Here is a 17,052-nt window from a genome sequence, read left to right on the forward strand (position 1 = left end):
GCGACCGGCCAGGTCGACGCCTGGCGGCTGCGGCCGTTGCGCGCCGACGGCCAGGCCCTGGGGCTGGCGGCGTGGCGCTCGACCGGACGCCTGCACGCCGACGACGACGAGCGGCTGGTCGACGTGCTGGTCGACATGGCCGCTGCGGCCATCGCCCGCTCGCGGCTGTCGGGGGCGCAGGCCGAGATCCAGGCCCGCGAGCGGACCGACCAACTGCGCCACGCGCTGCTGTCGTCGATCTCGCACGACCTGCGCACGCCGCTGGCGGCGATCCTGGCCTCGGCCAGCAGCCTGCGCGAATTCGGCGACCGCTTCGACGCGGCGGTGCGCGACGACCTGACCCTGACCATCCAGGAGGAGGCCGAACGGCTGAACCTGTTCGTCGGCAACCTGCTCAACATGACCAAGCTGGAGGCCGGGGCGCTGAGCATCGAGCCGGTGAGCTTCGGGATGAGCGAGGTGGTCGGCCGGGTCGTGCAGCGGCTGGGCAAGCGCGCGGGCGACCGCGAGCTGGTCGCGGGCGCCGGCGGCGGCGACCTGGCGGCGCTGGGCGACCCGATCCTGGCCGAGCAGGCGCTGGCCAATGTGGTCGAGAACGCCGTCCGCTTTTCGCCGAACGGCGCGCGGATCGACGTCTGTGCGGCGCGCGCCGGCGGCCAGGTGGTGGTCGAGGTCCAGGATGAGGGCCCGGGGGTGCCGGACGCCGACCTGGCGAGGATCTTCGACAAGTTCTACCGCTCGCCGGCCACCGCGGCGGGCCAGCAGGGCACGGGCCTGGGCCTGTCGATCACCCGCGGCCTGGTCGAGGCGATGGGCGGCGCCGTAGAGGCGCGGGCGCGGGCCGACGGGCGGCCGGGCCTGGTGGTGGCGCTGCGGTTTCCGGGAGCACGGCCATGAGTCTCGCGCACCTGCTGCTGGTCGACGACGAGCAGCAGATCCTGCGGGCCCTGCGCCCGGCGCTGAGCGCGGCCGGCTACGAGGTGGCCACCGCCGAGACCGGCGGCGAGGCGCTGGCGTACCTGGCCAGCGAGCCCTGCGACGTGGTGATCCTCGACCTCGGCCTGCCCGACATGGACGGCAAGGAGGTCATCGCCCGCATCCGCGAATGGTCGGAAGCCCCGATCCTGGTGCTGTCGGCCCGCGACCTGGAGCACGAGAAGATCGCCGCCCTCGACCAGGGGGCCGACGACTTCATCAACAAGCCCTTCGGGGTCGGCGAGCTGCTGGCGCGGATCCGGGCTTCGCTGCGCGGGCGCGAGCGGCGATTCTCGGCCCACGCAGTGTTCCGCAGCGGCGACCTGGAGGTCAATTTCGCCACCCGCCGCGTGGCGGTGATGGGCGAGGAGATGCGGCTGACCCCGCGCGAATACGACCTCTTGAAGACCCTGGCGCGCTACGGCGGGCGGGTGGTCACCCACCGCCAGCTGATCGCCGCGGTGTGGGGGCCGGACGCCCAGGTCGACGCCCAGTTCGTGCGGGTGCTGGTCGCCCAGTTGCGCCAGAAGATCGAGGAGGAGCCCTCGACCCCGAAGATCCTGCTGACCGAGCCGGGGATCGGCTACCGGCTGACCCCGGAAGACGAGGCCTGAGTTAAGGTTCGCCTGGCTGCGTCCGGAGGCCGTGGGCGTGCAGAAATCCCGCGACCAGTTCGTCGTAGAGCTCCAGGTGCTTGTAGGCGCGGAAGTCGGCGGTCGCCTCGCGCCAGGCGCGGGCGAAGGCGGCGAGCCGCGGCGGATCGCCGGCCAGGTCGTCGAGCGGCGAGAGCCACACCCTGATGGTGAACAGCGCCCCGCCGGTGCGCGGCAATCGTCGCAGGGTCTGGCGCTCGACCCGCACGAAAAGCTCGGCGGCGGGGGCGGCGGCCGGCGCGGCGGCCGCTTCGGGCGCCGGCTGGGCGTGAGCCGCCGTGGCGAGCCCAGCGAGAGCAATCAGACTGACGAAGGCGGTGCGCATGGCGGGGTCCCCTAACTTAAGCGTGCCGCATAACACTCGAAACAGGCGGTCCCTCGCAACCCTTTAGCGCAGCAAACAGGCCGTTCGATGGCGATTGCGGCTTCCGGCGACGGCAAAATCGCGTGAGCGGCCGGGCAGATACGAAAAGGCCCCGACGCCTGGGGCGTCGGGGCCTCTGATCGTGTGGTCGCGGCCGGCGGTTAGGCGGCCACTTCCGTCGCCTGTTCGGCGAGGATGGTCAGGCCTTCAGGGGTCACGTCGGCGAATCCGCCTTCGATCTCGAAGACCTTCACGGCGCCGCCGCTATAGACCTTCACCTGCCCGACCTTCAGCGTGGTCATGAACGGCGCATGGTCGGCCAGCACGCCGAAGTCGCCTTCCGTGCCCGGGGCGTCGACCTGGTCGACGGCCCCCGAGAACAGTTCGCGCTCGGGCGAGACCAGCGAGAAGTGAAGCTTCCCAGCCATGATCCTTAGGCTTCCGCGGCCAGCTTTTCGGCCTTGGCCACCGCGTCTTCGATGGTGCCGACGTTGTAGAAGGCCGCTTCCGGCAGGTGGTCGTATTCACCGTCCACGACCGCCTTGAACGAGCGGATGGTGTCTTCCAGGCTCACGAAGATGCCCGGCATGTTGGTGAACTGCTCGGCCACGTGGAACGGCTGGCTGAGGAACTTCTGGATCTTCCGGGCGCGGGCCACGGTCAGCTTGTCCTCTTCCGACAGCTCGTCCATGCCCAGGATGGCGATGATGTCCTTCAGGGCCTTGTAGGCCTGCAGGGTTTCCTGGACGCGGCGGGCGACGGCGTAGTGTTCGTCACCGATCACCAGCGGGTCCATGATCCGCGAGGTCGAGTCCAGCGGGTCCACGGCCGGGAAGATGGCCTGGGCGGCGATGTCACGCGACAGAACGGTGGTGGCGTCCAAGTGGGCGAACGAAGCGGCCGGAGCCGGGTCGGTCAGGTCGTCGGCGGGAACGTAGATGGCCTGGACCGAGGTGATCGAACCCTTGGAGGTCGAGGTGATGCGCTCCTGCAGGTTGCCCATCTCGGTGGCCAGGGTGGGCTGATAGCCCACGGCCGACGGGATACGGCCCAGCAGAGCCGACACTTCCGAGCCGGCTTGGGTGAAGCGGAAGATGTTGTCGATGAAGAGGAGCACGTCCTTGCCCTCTTGGTCGCGGAAGTACTCGGCCTGCGCCAGGCCGGTCAGCGCGACGCGGGCGCGGGCGCCCGGGGGCTCGTTCATCTGGCCGTAGACCAGGGTGCAACGGCTCTCGCCGCCGCCGCCGGGCTGGTTCACGTTCGACTCGATCATCTCGTGATAGAGGTCGTTGCCTTCGCGGGTGCGCTCACCAACGCCGGCCAGCACGGAGTAACCGCCGTACGCCTTGGCGATGTTGTTGATCAGCTCCTGCATGGTCACGGTCTTGCCGACGCCGGCGCCGCCGAACAGGCCGATCTTGCCGCCCTTGGTGTAGGGGCAGAGCAGGTCGATGACCTTGATGCCGGTGACGAGCACTTCGGCCGCCGTCGACTGCTCGGCGAAGCTCGGGGCTTCGCGGTGGATCGGCGAGTAGTGCTCGGTGACGATCGGACCGGCTTCGTCGATCGGGTCGCCGATGACGTTCATGATGCGGCCCAGGGTCGCCGGGCCGACCGGCACGGTGATGCTGCGGCCGGTGTCGCTCACGGGCTGGCCGCGGGTCAGACCCTCGGTGGTGTCCATGGCGATGGTGCGGACGGTGTTCTCACCCAGGTGCTGGGCGACTTCCAGCACCAGGCGGAACGGAGCGCCGGTGCGCTGGTCGGTGTTGGTGGTTTCCAGCGCGTTCATGATCGCCGGCAGGTGGCCTTCGAACTCGACGTCGACGACGGCGCCGATGATCTGGGAGATGCGGCCGGTGGCGACGCCGGCGACGGCGGCCGGAGCAGCGGTCGTCTTCTTGGCGGCGGCGGGAGCCTTCGGAGCAGCAGCCTTCGGCGCGGCCTTGGCGGCGGCGGCCTTCGGCGCGGCGGCCGCCTTCGGGGCGGCGGGCTTCTTGGCGGGAGCCTTGGGGGTCGTAGCCATGGGTTCGGACTCTTTCGGGTTAGAGCGCTTCGGCGCCGGAGATGATTTCAATCAGCTCCTTGGTGATCTGCGCCTGGCGTGAACGGTTGTATTGCAGGGTCAGGCTGGCGATCATGTCGCCGGCGTTGCGGGTGGCGTTATCCATCGCCGTCATCTGGGCGGCGTAGAACCCGGCCTGATTTTCGAGCATCGCCGACAGCACCTGAACGGTCAGGTTCCGCGGCAGCAGAGTTTCGAGGATTTCCTCTTCGCCCGGCTCGTACTCGTAGGCCGCACCCTTCAGATCGATCGTCGCGCCGCCGTCCTGGACCTGGGCCGGGATCAGCTGGCTCAAGGTCGGAACCTGCGAGACCACCGACTTGAAGCGGCTGAACGCCAGGGTGACGACGTCGATTTCACCGGCCTCGAACAGCTCGGTGATCTTGTCGGCCACCGGCTGGGCGGTCGCCATCGACGGATTGCCGGCCTCGAAGAAGGCCACGATCTTGTCGCCGTACAGACGCTTCAGCTGGTCGCGAGCCTTCTTGCCGACGACGAGGATCTTCACATCCTTGCCCTGGCCGGTCAGCTCGTTGATCTTCTCGCGCGCGGCGCGGATGATCGAGGTGTTGAAGCCGCCGGCCATGCCGCGGTCCGAGGACGTCACGACCACCAGGTGGCGGTCGCTCCGGCCCGTGCCGACCAGCAGTTTCGGGGCGCCGTCGCCCGACACCCCGGCCGCCAGATTGGCGATGACCGAAGCCATGCGCTGGGCGTAGGGCCGGGCGTTTTGCGCAGCGTCCTGCGAGCGGCGAAGTTTCGCCGCCGCCACCATCTGCATCGCCTTCGTGATCTTCTGCGTGGCTTTCACGCTTCCGATCCGATTGCGCATCTCCTTGAGGCTGGCCATCTCCTAAAGCTCCGCTGACTTACGCGAAGCTCTTGGTGAAGGCTTCGAGAGCTTCCTTCAGCTTGGCCTCGGTGTCCGCCTTCAGCTCCTTGCTGGTGCGGATGGTGTCCAGGATGTCCTGGTGCTTGGAGTGCAGGCGGGCCAGCAGTTCGGCCTCGTAGCGGCCGACGTCGGCGGTCGCGATGCCGTCCAGGTAGCCGCGGGTGCCGGCGTAGATCACCGCCACCTGCTCTTCGACCTTCAGCGGCGAGTACTGCGGCTGCTTCAGCAGCTCGGTCAGGCGTTCACCGCGCGCCAGCTGGCGCTGGGTGGTGACGTCGAGGTCCGAACCGAACTTCGCGAAGGCGGCCATTTCCCGATACTGGGCCAGTTCGCCCTTAATCGGACCCGAGGCTTGCTTCATCGCCTTGATCTGGGCCGAGGAGCCCACGCGGCTGACGGAGATGCCGACGTTCACGGCCGGGCGGATGCCCTGGAAGAACAGGTCGGTTTCCAGGAAGATCTGGCCGTCGGTGATCGAGATCACGTTGGTCGGGATGTAGGCCGACACGTCGTTGGCCTGGGTTTCGATGACCGGCAGGGCGGTCAGCGAGCCCGAACCGTTGTCTTCGTTCAGCTTCGCGGCGCGTTCCAGCAGGCGGCTATGCAGATAGAAGACGTCGCCCGGATAGGCTTCGCGGCCCGGCGGACGGCGCAGCAGCAGCGACATCTGGCGGTAGGCGACGGCCTGCTTGGAAAGGTCGTCATAGATGATGACGGCGTGCATGCCGTTGTCACGGAACCACTCGCCCATGGCGCAGCCGGCGAACGGAGCCAGGAACTGCAGCGGGGCCGGTTCCGAGGCGGTCGCCGAAACGACGATGGTGTAGTCCAGGGCGCCGCGCTCTTCGAGCGTCTTGACGATCTGGGCGACGGTCGAACGCTTCTGGCCGATGGCGACGTAGATGCAGAAGAGCTTGGCGCTCTCGTCGTCGCCGGCGTTGACCGACTTCTGGTTCAGGATGGTGTCGACGGCCACGGCGGTCTTGCCGGTCTGACGGTCGCCGATGATCAGTTCGCGCTGGCCGCGGCCGACCGGGATCAGCGAGTCGATGGCCTTCAGGCCGGTCTGCACGGGCTCGTGCACCGACTTCCGCGGGATGATGCCCGGGGCCTTGACGTCCACGCGGCGGCGCTCGGCCACGTTCTGGATCGGGCCCTTGCCGTCGATCGGCTCGCCCAGCGGGTTGACGACGCGGCCCAGCAGGCCCTTGCCGACCGGCACGTCCACGATTTCCGACAGGCGGCGGACTTCGTCGCCTTCCGAGATGGCGCGGTCTTCACCGAAGATAACGACGCCGACGTTGTCCTTTTCCAGGTTCAGGGCCATGCCCTTCACGCCGGCCTTGGGGAACTCGACCATTTCGCCCGACTGGACGTTGTCGAGGCCGAACACGCGGGCGATGCCGTCACCGACGGACAGCACCGAACCGACGTCCGAGACGTCGGCTTCTTCGCCGAAATTGGCGATCTGCGACTTGAGGATGGCCGAAATCTCGGCGGCGCGGATGTCCATGGGCTTACGCTCTCTTCAGGGCGAACTTGAGGGAGTCGAGCTTCGAACGCAGCGAAGCATCGAACAGACGGGAACCGACCTGCACCTTGATGCCGCCCAGGAGGGCAGGATCGACGCGGGTCTCGATTTCGGGGTCTTTGCCGAGCGCGGTTCGCAACGCGGCGGCGACACCCTTCGATTGGGTCGGGGTCAGCGGCACGGCCGTGGTCACCTGGGCCGAGATCGCGCCGCGCGCGTCCGCCGCCAGGGCCTCGAAGGCCGTGATCACCGCCGGAAGCGCCGAGGCCCGGCCGTTGGCGGCCAGCAGCCCCAGGAACTTCCTGGTGGTGGGATTGAGCTTCGCCTTCGCGCCAAGGGCGGCCAAGGCCTTGCCCTTGTCGTCGGCGCTGAACGCCGGCGAAGCCAGCAAGGACCGCAGATCCTTGCTGTCGGCGCTCATCTTTTTCAGCGCCTTGAGGTCGGCCTCGACGGCCGACAATTTCTTCTCATCGTTCGCGAGATCAAACAGGGCTTGGGCATATCTGCCGCCCACATTCGAAACCTTGGAATCGTCCGCCACTTATTTTGTCCGCCCGGTGCGCGCAAAAGGCCGCGGCGAAGAAATCTCCACTGCGACCCTAAAGGCTTGAAAGCGCTTGGAAAAGCACATTGGCCATCGAGACTGGAAAAGCCCCTGGCCCGAAGCCGCGCGCCTGATAGCACGCGATTTTCGGCGTCGCAACCAAACCGGCCGCGACACCTTGTATTATCTGGCGTTCACCCTACGGAAAACCGCAGCCCCCGTGGCCAGCACCGCGCCGTCCTGCGCCAGCACGCGGCCGTAGGCGAACACCAGGGTTCGGGTGGCGCGCTCGACGCTCGCCTCGACATTCACCGGCGCGCCGGGCGCAGCGGCGATTCCATAGTCGATGGTCAGGGAGACGGGCTCGGCGCCCTCGCCGGCGACCTGCGCCAGGGCGGGCTCGAGCAGACCGGCCGCCGGGGCCGGGCCTGTGGGGAATAGTGTCTGTCGGGTAACTAGGTCTTGGCTCATCGCGGCGGGTTCATAAGCGGCGCCGGCGCCTCGGCCAAGCCGGCGGACCGCCCCGCACATAGAAAAGCGGGCGCCGGAGGGCCCGGCGCCCGAGTTACAGGCTCGACTAGACTAGCGGCTGGGAGGCGCGCCTAGATATGCGCGAACCTGGATCCTTCAGCCTTTAGCGGTTGGCCACTTGCTGGGCCGGCAGAGCGGCGGTGTTGCACTGCTCCAGCTTGGCTGCTTCCAGCTGCTTGCGCGCGCCGCCGAACGAGACGACCGCGCCAACGGTCTTGGCCACTTCCTTGCAGGTCGAGGCGCCGTAGGTGCGCGAGGACGGCGCCGCCGCCAGGCAGGTGTCGCCTTCGCATTGGAACACCGCGCCGCCGGCGATGAACTTGGTCTTTTCCGCGACCGGGGTCTGCAGCTTGGCGGTGATCGGATCGTCAGCCAGGGCCGCGCCAGCGGCGAAGGAGACGGACATCATGGCGGCGCAGGCGGCCGCGAGGGTACGGAGCTTCATCGAAAGCCCTCCAGCGTTCGGGGAGAATGTGCGAGTCCGGCAGGACACGGCTCGGGCCAATCCGGGGATTTGCAGCCGGTATCCCCACCAGCTGCGCGAGTTGAACTAAGCATCGCTAAGATAACGGTGTTAAGATCAGCGGCAACCGCTTTTTTCGCAACGCGGTTATGCGAAAATGCTGGGATTGCGAAGCGATAGCGGCGTCCCCATGTAGGCGCACTCGCCTTCCGCGGGCGCCGGGGTCGCGTTGCACGTCCTCCTTTCACCCCGATTGCGCCACGCGCCGCCGCCCCGATCAAACGATGCTTTCGCCGGATGCTCCGTGAGCTGAGCTCACCACGCTCTCGTGCGCTGCGGGCGGCCGCCAGGCGATCATGCCGTGGGTGCGGGCGCGCACCTGCGGCGGGGCGAGGCACAGGGCCAACGACTCGTAGCCGGCCGCGCCCGGATGCAGCGCCACGCGGATCGGCGGGCTGTGATTGGCCGGGCAGTAGATCGCCGCCTCGCCGGGACCGGCGGCGGCCAGGTCGAGGATCGCGTTGGAGCGGGTCATCAGGATCAACGGCCGCGCCTGCGGCCCGCGCCGCCGCAAGCGGGCGATCAGGGCCGCCTGGGTCGCTTCGTCCAGCCCATCTTCGACCATGTCGACCACCAGGGGGGCCGCCGCGTCCGCCTCCAGTTCGGCCAGCAGCGACAGCAGCGCCGGACTGCGGGTCGCGCCGTCCTCGACCAGCCAGGCCGCCGCGGCCTCGGCTCCCGGCGTCGGTTCAGGCTCTCTCTCCAGCCGCTCAAGCCCGACTAACCGCCCGCCCGGCAGTTCTTGCGCGAGCCGCATGGCCAGCCGCGTCTTGCCGCTGCCCAGCGGTCCGACCAGGTAGGTCAGCGGCGCAAGCTCGCCCAGTTCGAACCGCTCGCCGCCCCACGGCCAGGGCAGGTCGAAGGCGACCGCCGGCGCGGCCAGCAGGCTCGCCAGGTCCGCGACGCTCGGCGCCGCGCCGGCCGCCAGCTGCGCGCGCATCGCGCGCACCCGTTCGAGGGTCTGCTCCAGATGACGCCCCTGCGCCTCCAGCGCCGCCTGATGCGCAGCCAGGGCCGGCTCCAGCGCCTGCACGTCGCCGTCGAGCACCTGGCCGACCTGCGCGAGACTGAGTCCCAGCGCCCGCAGGGTCGCGATCTCTCCGCCCCGCGCCATCTGTTTGGGGCCGTACGCCCGCCAGCCCGCCGCGGTCCGCACCGGCGCGATCAGGCCGCGCGCCTCGTAAAGCCGCAACGCCTTGGCCGACACCCCCAGCCGCCGCGCGGCCTCCGAAGGACTGAGAAACGGACCGGTCACGAATCACCTCGCTGCGCTGCTGACCGACGCATTGAGGGGAGCGGCCCCAGGGGCCGGGTCAAGCGCGCGCTACAGCCAAGCTTGTTCATCGCTCGTCAATCATGTCGCGCGTTTGGTGCGCATCAGCTATCTAGCCGCCCCGGGGCGGGCATTCGGCGAACTCTTTAGGACGACACATGGCCAAGTCAGGACCGGGCCCTCGCCGGCCGGCCCAGCGTACTCCGTTGCAGGCGCTCCTCTACTGGACGGCTGTCCTGGGCGTGTGGGGGCTGATCTTCGTGGTCGCCTTCTTCGCCGTGTTCGCGGTCGACCTGCCCGACACCTCCAAGCTCAACGACGTCACGCGCGCCCCGTCGGTCTCCTATCTCGACCGGTCGGGCGCGCTCGTCGCCGTGCGCGGCAGCCAGAACACCCCGCCGGTCGACCTCGATTCCCTGCCGCCCTACGTGCCGAAGGCGTTCATCGCCATCGAGGACCGCTGGTTCTACTGGCACCCGGGCTTCAACCCGTGGGGCATCCTGCGCTCGCAGATCTACAACATGCAGAACAAGGGCGGGCCGCTGCGCGGCGGCTCGACCATCACCCAGCAGCTGGCGCGCAACCTGTTCCTGACGCCCAGCCAGAACTATCGGCGCAAGGCCCAGGAGCTGATCCTGGCCATGTGGCTGGAGGCCAAGTTCTCCAAGAAGGAGATTCTCTCCCTCTATCTGAACCGGGTCTACTTCGGCGGCGGCGCCTATGGGATCGAGGCCGCCTCGCAGCGCTATTTCGGCAAGCCGGCCTCGCAGCTGACCCTTGGCGAAAGCGCCCTGCTGGCCGGCATGATGAAGGGGCCCAGCCGCTATTCACCGGTCTCGGCCACCGACCGGGCCGAGCGTCGCGCCACCATCGTGCTCGACGAGATGGTCCGCACCGGCGCCATCACCGAGGCCGAGCGCGACGCGGCCTTCAAGACCCCGGTGCGGGTCAACCCGACGCTCGCCAACCAGCGGGCGCAGTACTTCACCGACTGGGTCGACGACCAGGTCCGCAGCCTGGTCGGCGAGCCGACCGAAGACCTGGTGGTCGAAACGACCCTGGACCTGCCGATCCAGACCGCCGCCGAGCAGGCGCTCCGCAAGGGGGTCGAGGCCGGCAAGAGCCAGGGCATCGGCCAGGGAGCGCTGGTCGCCATCGACGGCGAGGGCCGCATCCGGGCTTATGTCGGCGGGGCCAACTACAACGACAGCCAATTCGACCGCGCCACCACCGCCCGCCGCCAGGCGGGCTCCGCGTTCAAGCCGTTCGTCTATCTGGCGGCGATGGATGCTGGACGGACCCCGGCCGACATGGTCGTCGACGAGCCGATCAAGATCGGCAAATGGGAGCCGCGCAACTATACGGGCGACTTTCGGGGGCCGATGACCCTGCAGACGGCGCTGGCGCAGTCGATCAACACCGTCGCCGCGCGGCTGGCCAACGAGGTCGGCACCGGCAACGTCGCCTCCGCGGCCCGCCGGCTCGGCATCAATTCGCACATCCAACTCGATCCCTCGATGGCGCTCGGCGCGGTCGAGGTCAGTCCGATGGAGATGGCCCAGGCCTACGCCCCGTTCGCCAACGGCGGGTTCCTGGCCAAGGGCTACGGAATCCAGCGCATACGCACCGCCAGCGGCAAGATCCTCTACGACCACAGCGTCGAGAAGACCGAGCGCACACAGGTCATCGGCACGCCGTCCCTGCAGTACATGAACCAGATGATGCGCCAGGTGGTCGCCAGCGGCACCGGGACCCGCGCCAAGGTCCCGGGCTACGACCTGGCCGGCAAGACTGGCACCACCAGCGACTACCGCGACGCCTGGTTCGTCGGCTACACCGGCGGCTTCGTCGCCGCGGTCTGGGTCGGCAAGGACGACAACAAGCCGATGAAGCGGGTGACCGGCGGCGGCGCCCCTGCCGTCATCTGGCGCGAGTTCATGGGCCAGGCCCTGCCGCGCCTGAAGGTCCAGGCCATTCCCGGCGGGACCTACGAGCCGCCCGCCCCCAGCGATCCGATCGGCGACCTGGTCGACGGCATCGCCGACGCCATCGGGGTCGGCGGCCAGCCGGCGCCCCAGCCGCAGGGCCCGCAGCCGAAGGTTCCGATCGACGACATCCCTTTCTAGGGCGCGTTCTAGATCGGCGGCTCGTCGATCACTTCGGCCGTGGTCGTGGCCGGCGCCGGCTCGGGCGCGGCCTCCAGCAGGGTTTCGATCGTCTCCGGAGGCGGAGGCGGAGGCGGCGCGGCCGCCGGCGGGCCGTAGGGGATCGCCTGGGCCGGGCCGCGCTTCAGCGCCGTGACCATGAACCCGCGCCACAGCTCGGCCGGGGCGCCGCCGCCGGTCACCCGCCTCATCGGCGCGCCGCTGTCGTTGCCCATCCAGACGACGGTCGTGAAGCCGCCGCTGTAGCCGGCGAACCAGGCGTCCTTGTAGTCGCTGGTCGTACCGGTCTTACCGGCCAGGTCGTAGCCCGGAATCCTGGCGCGGGTCCCGGTGCCGGCGGCGACGACCCCGCGCAGCATGCGGTTGAGGTCGCTGAGCGCCGGATTGCCGATCACGTTCGCGGCCGCGCTCGCCTTGCGCTGATAGAGCACCTGGCCGCCGACGGTGCGGATGCGCTCTATGCCGAAGGCCTGCACCCGATCGCCACCGTTCGAGAACGCGCCGTAGGCCTGGGCCATCTCCAGCGGCGAGACCAGGCTGGTGCCCAGCGCCATGGCCGGGTCGGTGTTCACGGCCGACACCACGCCCAGCCGCTTGGCCGTCGCCGCGACATTGCCGCGCCCGACCTCGTCGGCCAGCCGCACGGCCACGGTGTTGGTCGACTGCGCCACCGCCTGCTCCAGGGTCAGGGCCCCGGCATAGGTGTTGCTGTAGTTTTGCGGCGACCAGGTCCCGATGGTGATCGGCTCGTCCATCACCGCCATGTCCGGCGTCCGCCCCGCCTCCAGGGCGGTGAGGTAGACGAACGGCTTCCAGGCCGAGCCGGCCTGCCGCTTGGCGGTGACCGCGCGGTTGTAGGGCGCAGCGGCGTAGTCGACGCCGCCGACCATCGCCCGCACCCGCCCCTGGCCGTCCAGCGCCACCAGCGCGGCCTGGCTGACCTCCTGGGCCTTGTAGCGCTCGACCACGGCGCGAGTCTGGGCGGCGGCGGCGGCCTCCAGCCCTGCGTCCAGGGTGGTCTCGACGATGACGTCCTGCTTGGGCGCGCCGACCAGGCGGCGGCGCTGACCTTCCAGCCAATCGATGAAGTAGTTGGCCGAAGCGCTGTAGGCGCCGCCGGCCAGCTTCAGCGGCTGGGCCATGGCCTGCTTGCGCTGGGCCGGCGTGATCGCGCCGGTCTCGACCATGGCCGCCAGCACCAGATCGGCGCGGGCCGCCGCGTTGGCCGGCTGCTCGATCGGATTGTACTTGGTCGGCGACTTCAGCACCCCGGCCAGGGTCGCAGCTTCCCGCACGCTCAGCTTGGCGGCGCTCTTGCCGAAGTAGCGCCGCGAGGCCTGCTCGATCCCGTAGGCGCCCGAGCCGAAATAGACCCGGCTCAGATAGAGGCCGAGGATCTGCTTCTTGGAATAGGTGCGCTCCAGCTGGACGGCGTACATCACCTCCTTGGCCTTGCGCTCCATGGTCTGGTCGGCGCTCAGGAACAGGTTGCGGGCCAGTTGCTGGGTGATGGTCGAGGCGCCCTGCGCCGCGCGGCCCTGCTCGGCGTTGGCGACGATGGCGCGGGCGATTCCGATCGCATCGAACCCGGCGTGTTCGTAGAAACGGCGGTCCTCGATGGCGATGAAGGCGGCCGACACGTGGGCCGGCAGCTTGGCGATGTCGACCGGCGGACCATAGCGGCCGCCGCGCACGCCCAGCACTGCACCGGCGCGGTCGACATAAACCACCTGCGCCTCGCGCTTGATCGGCGGCAGGGGCGGCAGTTCGGGCGCGGTCAGCGACAGCGACGCGGCGACGGCGAGGGCAAGCAAAGTTCAGGAGCTCCGGGGAACGGCTGACGATCGGCGGCCGCTGCCGCCTTGTCCCGCGCCATTGCGGCGGTTCCAAGATAATTCGCGGTAATCTCGTCCTTGTTCGTCATGGCCAGGCTTGTCCGGAGGGCGCCGTTAGGCCGTTGACAGCCTCGCGATGATGGGTGTCGCTGGCAGGCGACGAGAGCCTCTGAAGGGGCCCGGCACATGAGGGGAGAAGCATGGGTCCGCAGACGATACAGGCGCTGCTCGATGAGGCGGTCGCCAATGGCGTGGCCCCGGGGCTTACCGCCGCCATCGCTCACCCCGACGGGACCGACAGCTTCCATGCCGCAGGCGTCCGCGGCGCGGCGGACCCGTCAGCGACGAGGCCGGACGACACCTTCTGGATCGCTTCCTGCACCAAGGCGATCACCTCGGCGGCGGCGCTGCAGTTGGTCGAGCGCGGAGTGCTCGACCTGGACGCGCCGGTCGGGGAACGGTTGCCGAACCTGGCCTCGCCGCAGGTGCTGGAGGGCTTCGATGCCGACGGCGCGCCTCGCCTGCGCCCAGCAAGCCAGCCGCTGACGCTTCGCCGGCTGCTGACCCACACTTCGGGCCTGGCCTACGATTTCTTCCACGCCGACCTCGCCCGCTACTACGCCTCGGTGGGCGGCAGCCTGATGGAAAGCGCGCCGGGCGCGCCGGTGCTGGCTTTCGACCCGGGCCAGGGCTGGCAGTACGGCATTGGCATCGACGCGGTAGGCTGGCTGGTCGAGCAGGCCACCGGCCAGGGTCTCGACGCCTATGTCGCCGCGCACGTCACCGGTCCGCTCGGCATGACCGACACCGCCTTCGTCTCTAAGCCCGAGTTGGAGGCCCGCGCAGTCGGGATGCACCACCGAACCCCTGACGGCGCCTTCGTCCCGGCGCCGCACCTGCCGGCGTCGCCGGTCTACTACGGCGGCGGCGGCCTGCGCTCCACGGCGCCCGACTACCTGAAGTTCCTGCGCGCCGTGATCGCCGAGGACGGCGGCGGCGTGCTGGGACCAAGGACCCTCCGCTGGCTGCGCGACGCCGACAGCGCCATGCCGGCAGGCGACCTGGACACCGCCAGGGCGCCGATCAGCCACGACTTCCGTCCCCTGCCAGGCACGCCCAAGACCTGGACGCTGGGCTTCCTGCGCAACGAGGCCGACGTCCCCGGCATGCGCCGCGCCGGCAGCCTCGCCTGGGGCGGCCTGGCCAACTGCTACTATTGGGCCGACCCGGCCAGCGGCGTGGCCGGCGTGCTTTGCGGCCAGTTCCTGCCCTTCGGAGACCCCGGCATGCTGGCGACGTTCGAGGCGCTCGAGCGGGCGGTCTACGCGCAGTAGGCGGCGCCCCGCCCTAGCGTGGCGGGGCCGGGGTCCGCAGCCAGTCGATGAACTGCCGATGGATCTGGGCGGTGGCGGCTGGATCGAAGCGGAAGGCCGATTGCGGGGTCTGGACCCGCTCGTCGAAGGCGTGCGTGACGCCGGGAACCATGGTGACCTTGACCTTGGCCCCTGCAGCCTCGGCGCGCTCAATCAGCGACGTGCAGCCGGCCGGGGGCTGGACGACGTCGCCCTCGGCCATCACCAGGTCGACGCCGCCGCTCCAGGTCCAGTCGCGGCGACCGCCGCGGGCCGGCGGCGCGCAGAATGGATAGGTCAGGCGGATCGCCTCGACCCCGGCCATGGTCCGCTGGAAGTCCGCGTCGCCATGCAGGGTGACCAGGTCGCCGAGCGCCCAGCCGCCATGGCTCCAGCCGGCGACGCGCACGTGGCCGTGGTCGACACGCGGGTCCTTGGCCAGCAGGTCCAGGCCGGCCAGGATGTCGGCGGTGCGGAACAATCCCTGCAGCCGCGCCCCAGCGCAGACCCGGCGGCGCGCCCAGTCCGGGTCCCAGCCGCGAGGACCGTAGCTGTCGAGGATCGCCGCCGCCCAGCCGGCCTGCAGCGCCGACTGCGCATACTCGTCCATGATCGGATTGGGGCCGCGGGCGCCGCGGATGCCCCCGCAGCCGGGGATCAGCAGCACCGTCGGGAACGGGCCGCGACCGGGCGGAGTGTGCAGCGTCAGACCCGAGGCCATGAACTTTGCGTGCGCCACGCGCGGCTGCTGATCCAGGAACGAGGGGTGCGAGCCCTTCCAGACATAGACGGCGATCGCCGCCGCGACCAGCAGCGCGACAGCTCCGGCCGCCAGCAGCAGCAGCTTGACGAGGCTTCCCAGGCGGAAGCGGCGTTTCGACTCGTGCGACATCGCCGCCAGCTTCGGCCGCCGCCCCCGCGGGGCCATCCCCCCGCCCCCGCACGTCCGGCTGGAAAACACCTGAGACCTTGGAACGGCTCGCGGCGGACCGCAGCGACCCAATCCGTCACCGCCCTGCCATCGTCACGGACAGCGCCTGCGGGCGTATGGGACAGCGAGCAGAGGGCGGCTGTCGCTGCTTGCTACCGCCCGAACGCGTGGAGCCGCGCACCCTCGGCCCGCAGCCAGGCACGGTGCGGCCGCTCGTCGCCGACCAGGGCGCTGACATGGGCCCAGAACTTCGGGCCGTGGTTCAGCTCCAGCAGGTGCGCGCACTCGTGCGCGGCCACATAGTCGGCCACGTCGTAGGGGGCGAGAGCCAGCCGCCAGGAATAGCGTATCGCCGCCGGCTTGCCAGGCAGACCCGGCCGGCACGAGCCCCAGCGGGCGCGCGCGTCCATCATGGTGACGCTGGGCAGCTTGGCCCCCAGCCGCGCACAGTGGAAAGCCGTGCGCTCGGTGAACACCGCCAGCGCTTGGCGCTTGATGATCCGGATCACCGCGTTGGCGTAGACCTCGCCCTCGCCGCGGGCGCTGATCCGCAGCGGCGCCTCGTCCTGCGCCGGGTGCAGCCGGGCCGGCTTGTCGCTGGCCTCAAGCCGGCAGGGCTGACCGAACAGGCTGATCGTCATGCCCGGCGCGATGGCCTGGCTCTGCGGCAGTTCGGCCAGACGCTCGGCGATCCACGAGGCGCGGTCGCGTGCGAAGGCGGCCGCCTCGGGTAAGCGACGCTGGCTGGGCGCGGTGGCGATGATCTCGCGCTTGGTGCGATCGAGCCGCAAGGAAATACGCCGCGCGCGCGCGTGAACCTTCAGGCGAACCGTGGCGCCGGCGACATCCAGCCGGTCGCCGTCCGCAAGCGAACGGCCGAAGATACTCATGACGCCAACCTAGAGCACGATGAGACCAGGCGGAATCGCCTGATCTCTGAATCGTGCTCGATCTTCAAAATTTTGGAGCGGGTTGCGGGCGGAAAACCGCTTCGCACTTTTCCTCAACCCGCTCAGGCTGCGTCCCGGGCCTTTTCGAGAGCGCCTTCCATGCGGCGGATGAACGCCCGCACCCGCGGATAGATCTCCTCGCGGAAGCGGCGGCCGTTGAACACCCCGTAGTGGCCCACATGCGGCTGCACGTAGTCCTCCTTGAAATCGTCCGAGAGCCCGGTGCACAGCGCGTGCGCCGCCTGGGTCTGGCCGATGCCGGAGATGTCGTCGTTCTCGCCCTCGACGGTCAGCAGGCCGATGTCGCGGATCGATCCCGGCTGGATCGGCCGTCCATGGTGCACCAGCTCGCCCTTCGGCAGCAGGTACTGCTGGAACACGTAGTCGATGGTCTGGAGATAGAATTCCTCGGTCAGGTCCAGGACCGACAGGTACTCGTCGTAGAATTCCAGGTGCTTCTCGGCCGCG

At 69.5% G+C, this 17,052-nt stretch carries 16 protein-coding genes and 1 pseudogene; 4 read left to right on the top strand and 13 right to left on the bottom strand.

The genetic code is table 11. The annotated features are described in order from the left end of the window. Together OUA97_RS21500 and OUA97_RS21505 are read left to right on the top strand one after the other, a co-directional pair. The coding region (locus tag OUA97_RS21500; protein ID WP_267234131.1) for a sensor histidine kinase at positions 1–897 on the top strand (897 nt) is incomplete at its 5' end. Continuing rightward, complete coding sequence (locus tag OUA97_RS21505) at positions 894–1,589, top strand: response regulator (RefSeq protein WP_267234132.1); 696 nt, start codon at positions 894–896, stop codon at positions 1,587–1,589. The genes OUA97_RS21500 and OUA97_RS21505, both read left to right, overlap by 4 nt. Position 1,590: 1 nt before the next feature. Here the strand turns inward: OUA97_RS21505 and OUA97_RS21510 are convergent, their stop codons facing one another. The 9 genes from OUA97_RS21510 to OUA97_RS21550 all read right to left on the bottom strand — a co-directional run bounded on the left by OUA97_RS21510 (position 1,591) and on the right by OUA97_RS21550 (position 9,333). Continuing rightward, entirely contained in the window at positions 1,591–1,953 is a 363-nt protein-coding gene (locus OUA97_RS21510; RefSeq protein WP_323691080.1) for a heme-dependent oxidative N-demethylase subunit alpha family protein, read from the bottom strand. Positions 1,954–2,153: 200 nt separating this feature from the next. After that, complete coding sequence (locus OUA97_RS21515) at positions 2,154–2,420, bottom strand: ATP synthase F1 subunit epsilon (RefSeq protein WP_267234135.1); 267 nt, start codon at positions 2,418–2,420, stop codon at positions 2,154–2,156. Positions 2,421–2,425: 5 nt separating this feature from the next. After that, positions 2,426–4,018, bottom strand: coding sequence for a F0F1 ATP synthase subunit beta (gene atpD, locus OUA97_RS21520; protein WP_267234136.1), 1,593 nt, complete (start codon positions 4,016–4,018; stop codon positions 2,426–2,428). A gap of 19 nt (positions 4,019–4,037) precedes the next feature. Beyond that, positions 4,038–4,907, bottom strand: a complete 870-nt coding sequence (locus tag OUA97_RS21525; RefSeq protein ID WP_267234137.1) for a F0F1 ATP synthase subunit gamma — start codon at positions 4,905–4,907, stop codon at positions 4,038–4,040. A gap of 19 nt (positions 4,908–4,926) precedes the next feature. Next, a complete protein-coding gene (gene atpA / locus OUA97_RS21530) occupies positions 4,927–6,462 on the bottom strand; it encodes a F0F1 ATP synthase subunit alpha (RefSeq protein WP_267234139.1) in 1,536 nt (511 codons plus the stop codon). Positions 6,463–6,466: 4 nt separating this feature from the next. After that, positions 6,467–7,021 carry a F0F1 ATP synthase subunit delta gene (locus tag OUA97_RS21535; RefSeq protein WP_267234141.1) on the bottom strand — a complete coding sequence of 185 codons (555 nt, stop codon included), beginning with the start codon at positions 7,019–7,021 and terminating at the stop codon, positions 6,467–6,469. A 186-nt stretch (positions 7,022–7,207) separates the two neighbouring features. Then, positions 7,208–7,495, bottom strand: coding sequence for a PaaI family thioesterase (locus tag OUA97_RS21540; protein WP_267234142.1), 288 nt, complete (start codon positions 7,493–7,495; stop codon positions 7,208–7,210). Positions 7,496–7,658: 163 nt separating this feature from the next. Then, positions 7,659–8,000, bottom strand: coding sequence for a CC_3452 family protein (locus OUA97_RS21545; protein ID WP_267234143.1), 342 nt, complete (start codon positions 7,998–8,000; stop codon positions 7,659–7,661). 295 nt (positions 8,001–8,295) lie between these two features. Further along, entirely contained in the window at positions 8,296–9,333 is a 1,038-nt protein-coding gene (locus OUA97_RS21550; protein ID WP_267234144.1) for a MerR family transcriptional regulator, read from the bottom strand. A 176-nt stretch (positions 9,334–9,509) separates the two neighbouring features. Between OUA97_RS21550 and OUA97_RS21555 the strand changes: the two genes are divergently transcribed. Then, entirely contained in the window at positions 9,510–11,477 is a 1,968-nt protein-coding gene (locus tag OUA97_RS21555; protein WP_267234145.1) for a transglycosylase domain-containing protein, read from the top strand. An 8-nt stretch (positions 11,478–11,485) separates the two neighbouring features. Here OUA97_RS21555 and OUA97_RS21560 read toward each other — a convergent pair whose 3' ends face one another. Continuing rightward, a complete protein-coding gene (locus OUA97_RS21560) occupies positions 11,486–13,330 on the bottom strand; it encodes a transglycosylase domain-containing protein (RefSeq protein WP_267234146.1) in 1,845 nt (614 codons plus the stop codon). Positions 13,331–13,551: 221 nt separating this feature from the next. Between OUA97_RS21560 and OUA97_RS21565 the strand changes: the two genes are divergently transcribed. Beyond that, positions 13,552–14,685, top strand: a complete 1,134-nt coding sequence (locus tag OUA97_RS21565; RefSeq protein ID WP_267234147.1) for a serine hydrolase domain-containing protein — start codon at positions 13,552–13,554, stop codon at positions 14,683–14,685. A 13-nt stretch (positions 14,686–14,698) separates the two neighbouring features. On the opposite strand, the gene OUA97_RS21570 is transcribed toward OUA97_RS21565, so the two are convergent. The 3 genes and pseudogenes from OUA97_RS21570 to OUA97_RS21580 all read right to left on the bottom strand — a co-directional run. Next, positions 14,699–15,595 (bottom strand): dienelactone hydrolase family protein, encoded by an 897-nt coding sequence (locus OUA97_RS21570; RefSeq protein ID WP_267234148.1) that lies wholly within the window; start codon positions 15,593–15,595, stop codon positions 14,699–14,701. Positions 15,596–15,786: 191 nt separating this feature from the next. Then, positions 15,787–16,524: a M48 family metallopeptidase gene (locus tag OUA97_RS21575; RefSeq protein ID WP_267234149.1), complete on the bottom strand. Its 738-nt coding sequence runs from the start codon at positions 16,522–16,524 to the stop codon at positions 15,787–15,789. A 122-nt stretch (positions 16,525–16,646) separates the two neighbouring features. Continuing rightward, positions 16,647–17,052, bottom strand: a pseudogene (locus OUA97_RS21580) (polyhydroxyalkanoate depolymerase); the annotation flags it as partial.

Source organism: Phenylobacterium sp. 58.2.17 (assembly GCF_026411515.1).
Lineage (GTDB): Bacteria > Pseudomonadota > Alphaproteobacteria > Caulobacterales > Caulobacteraceae > Phenylobacterium.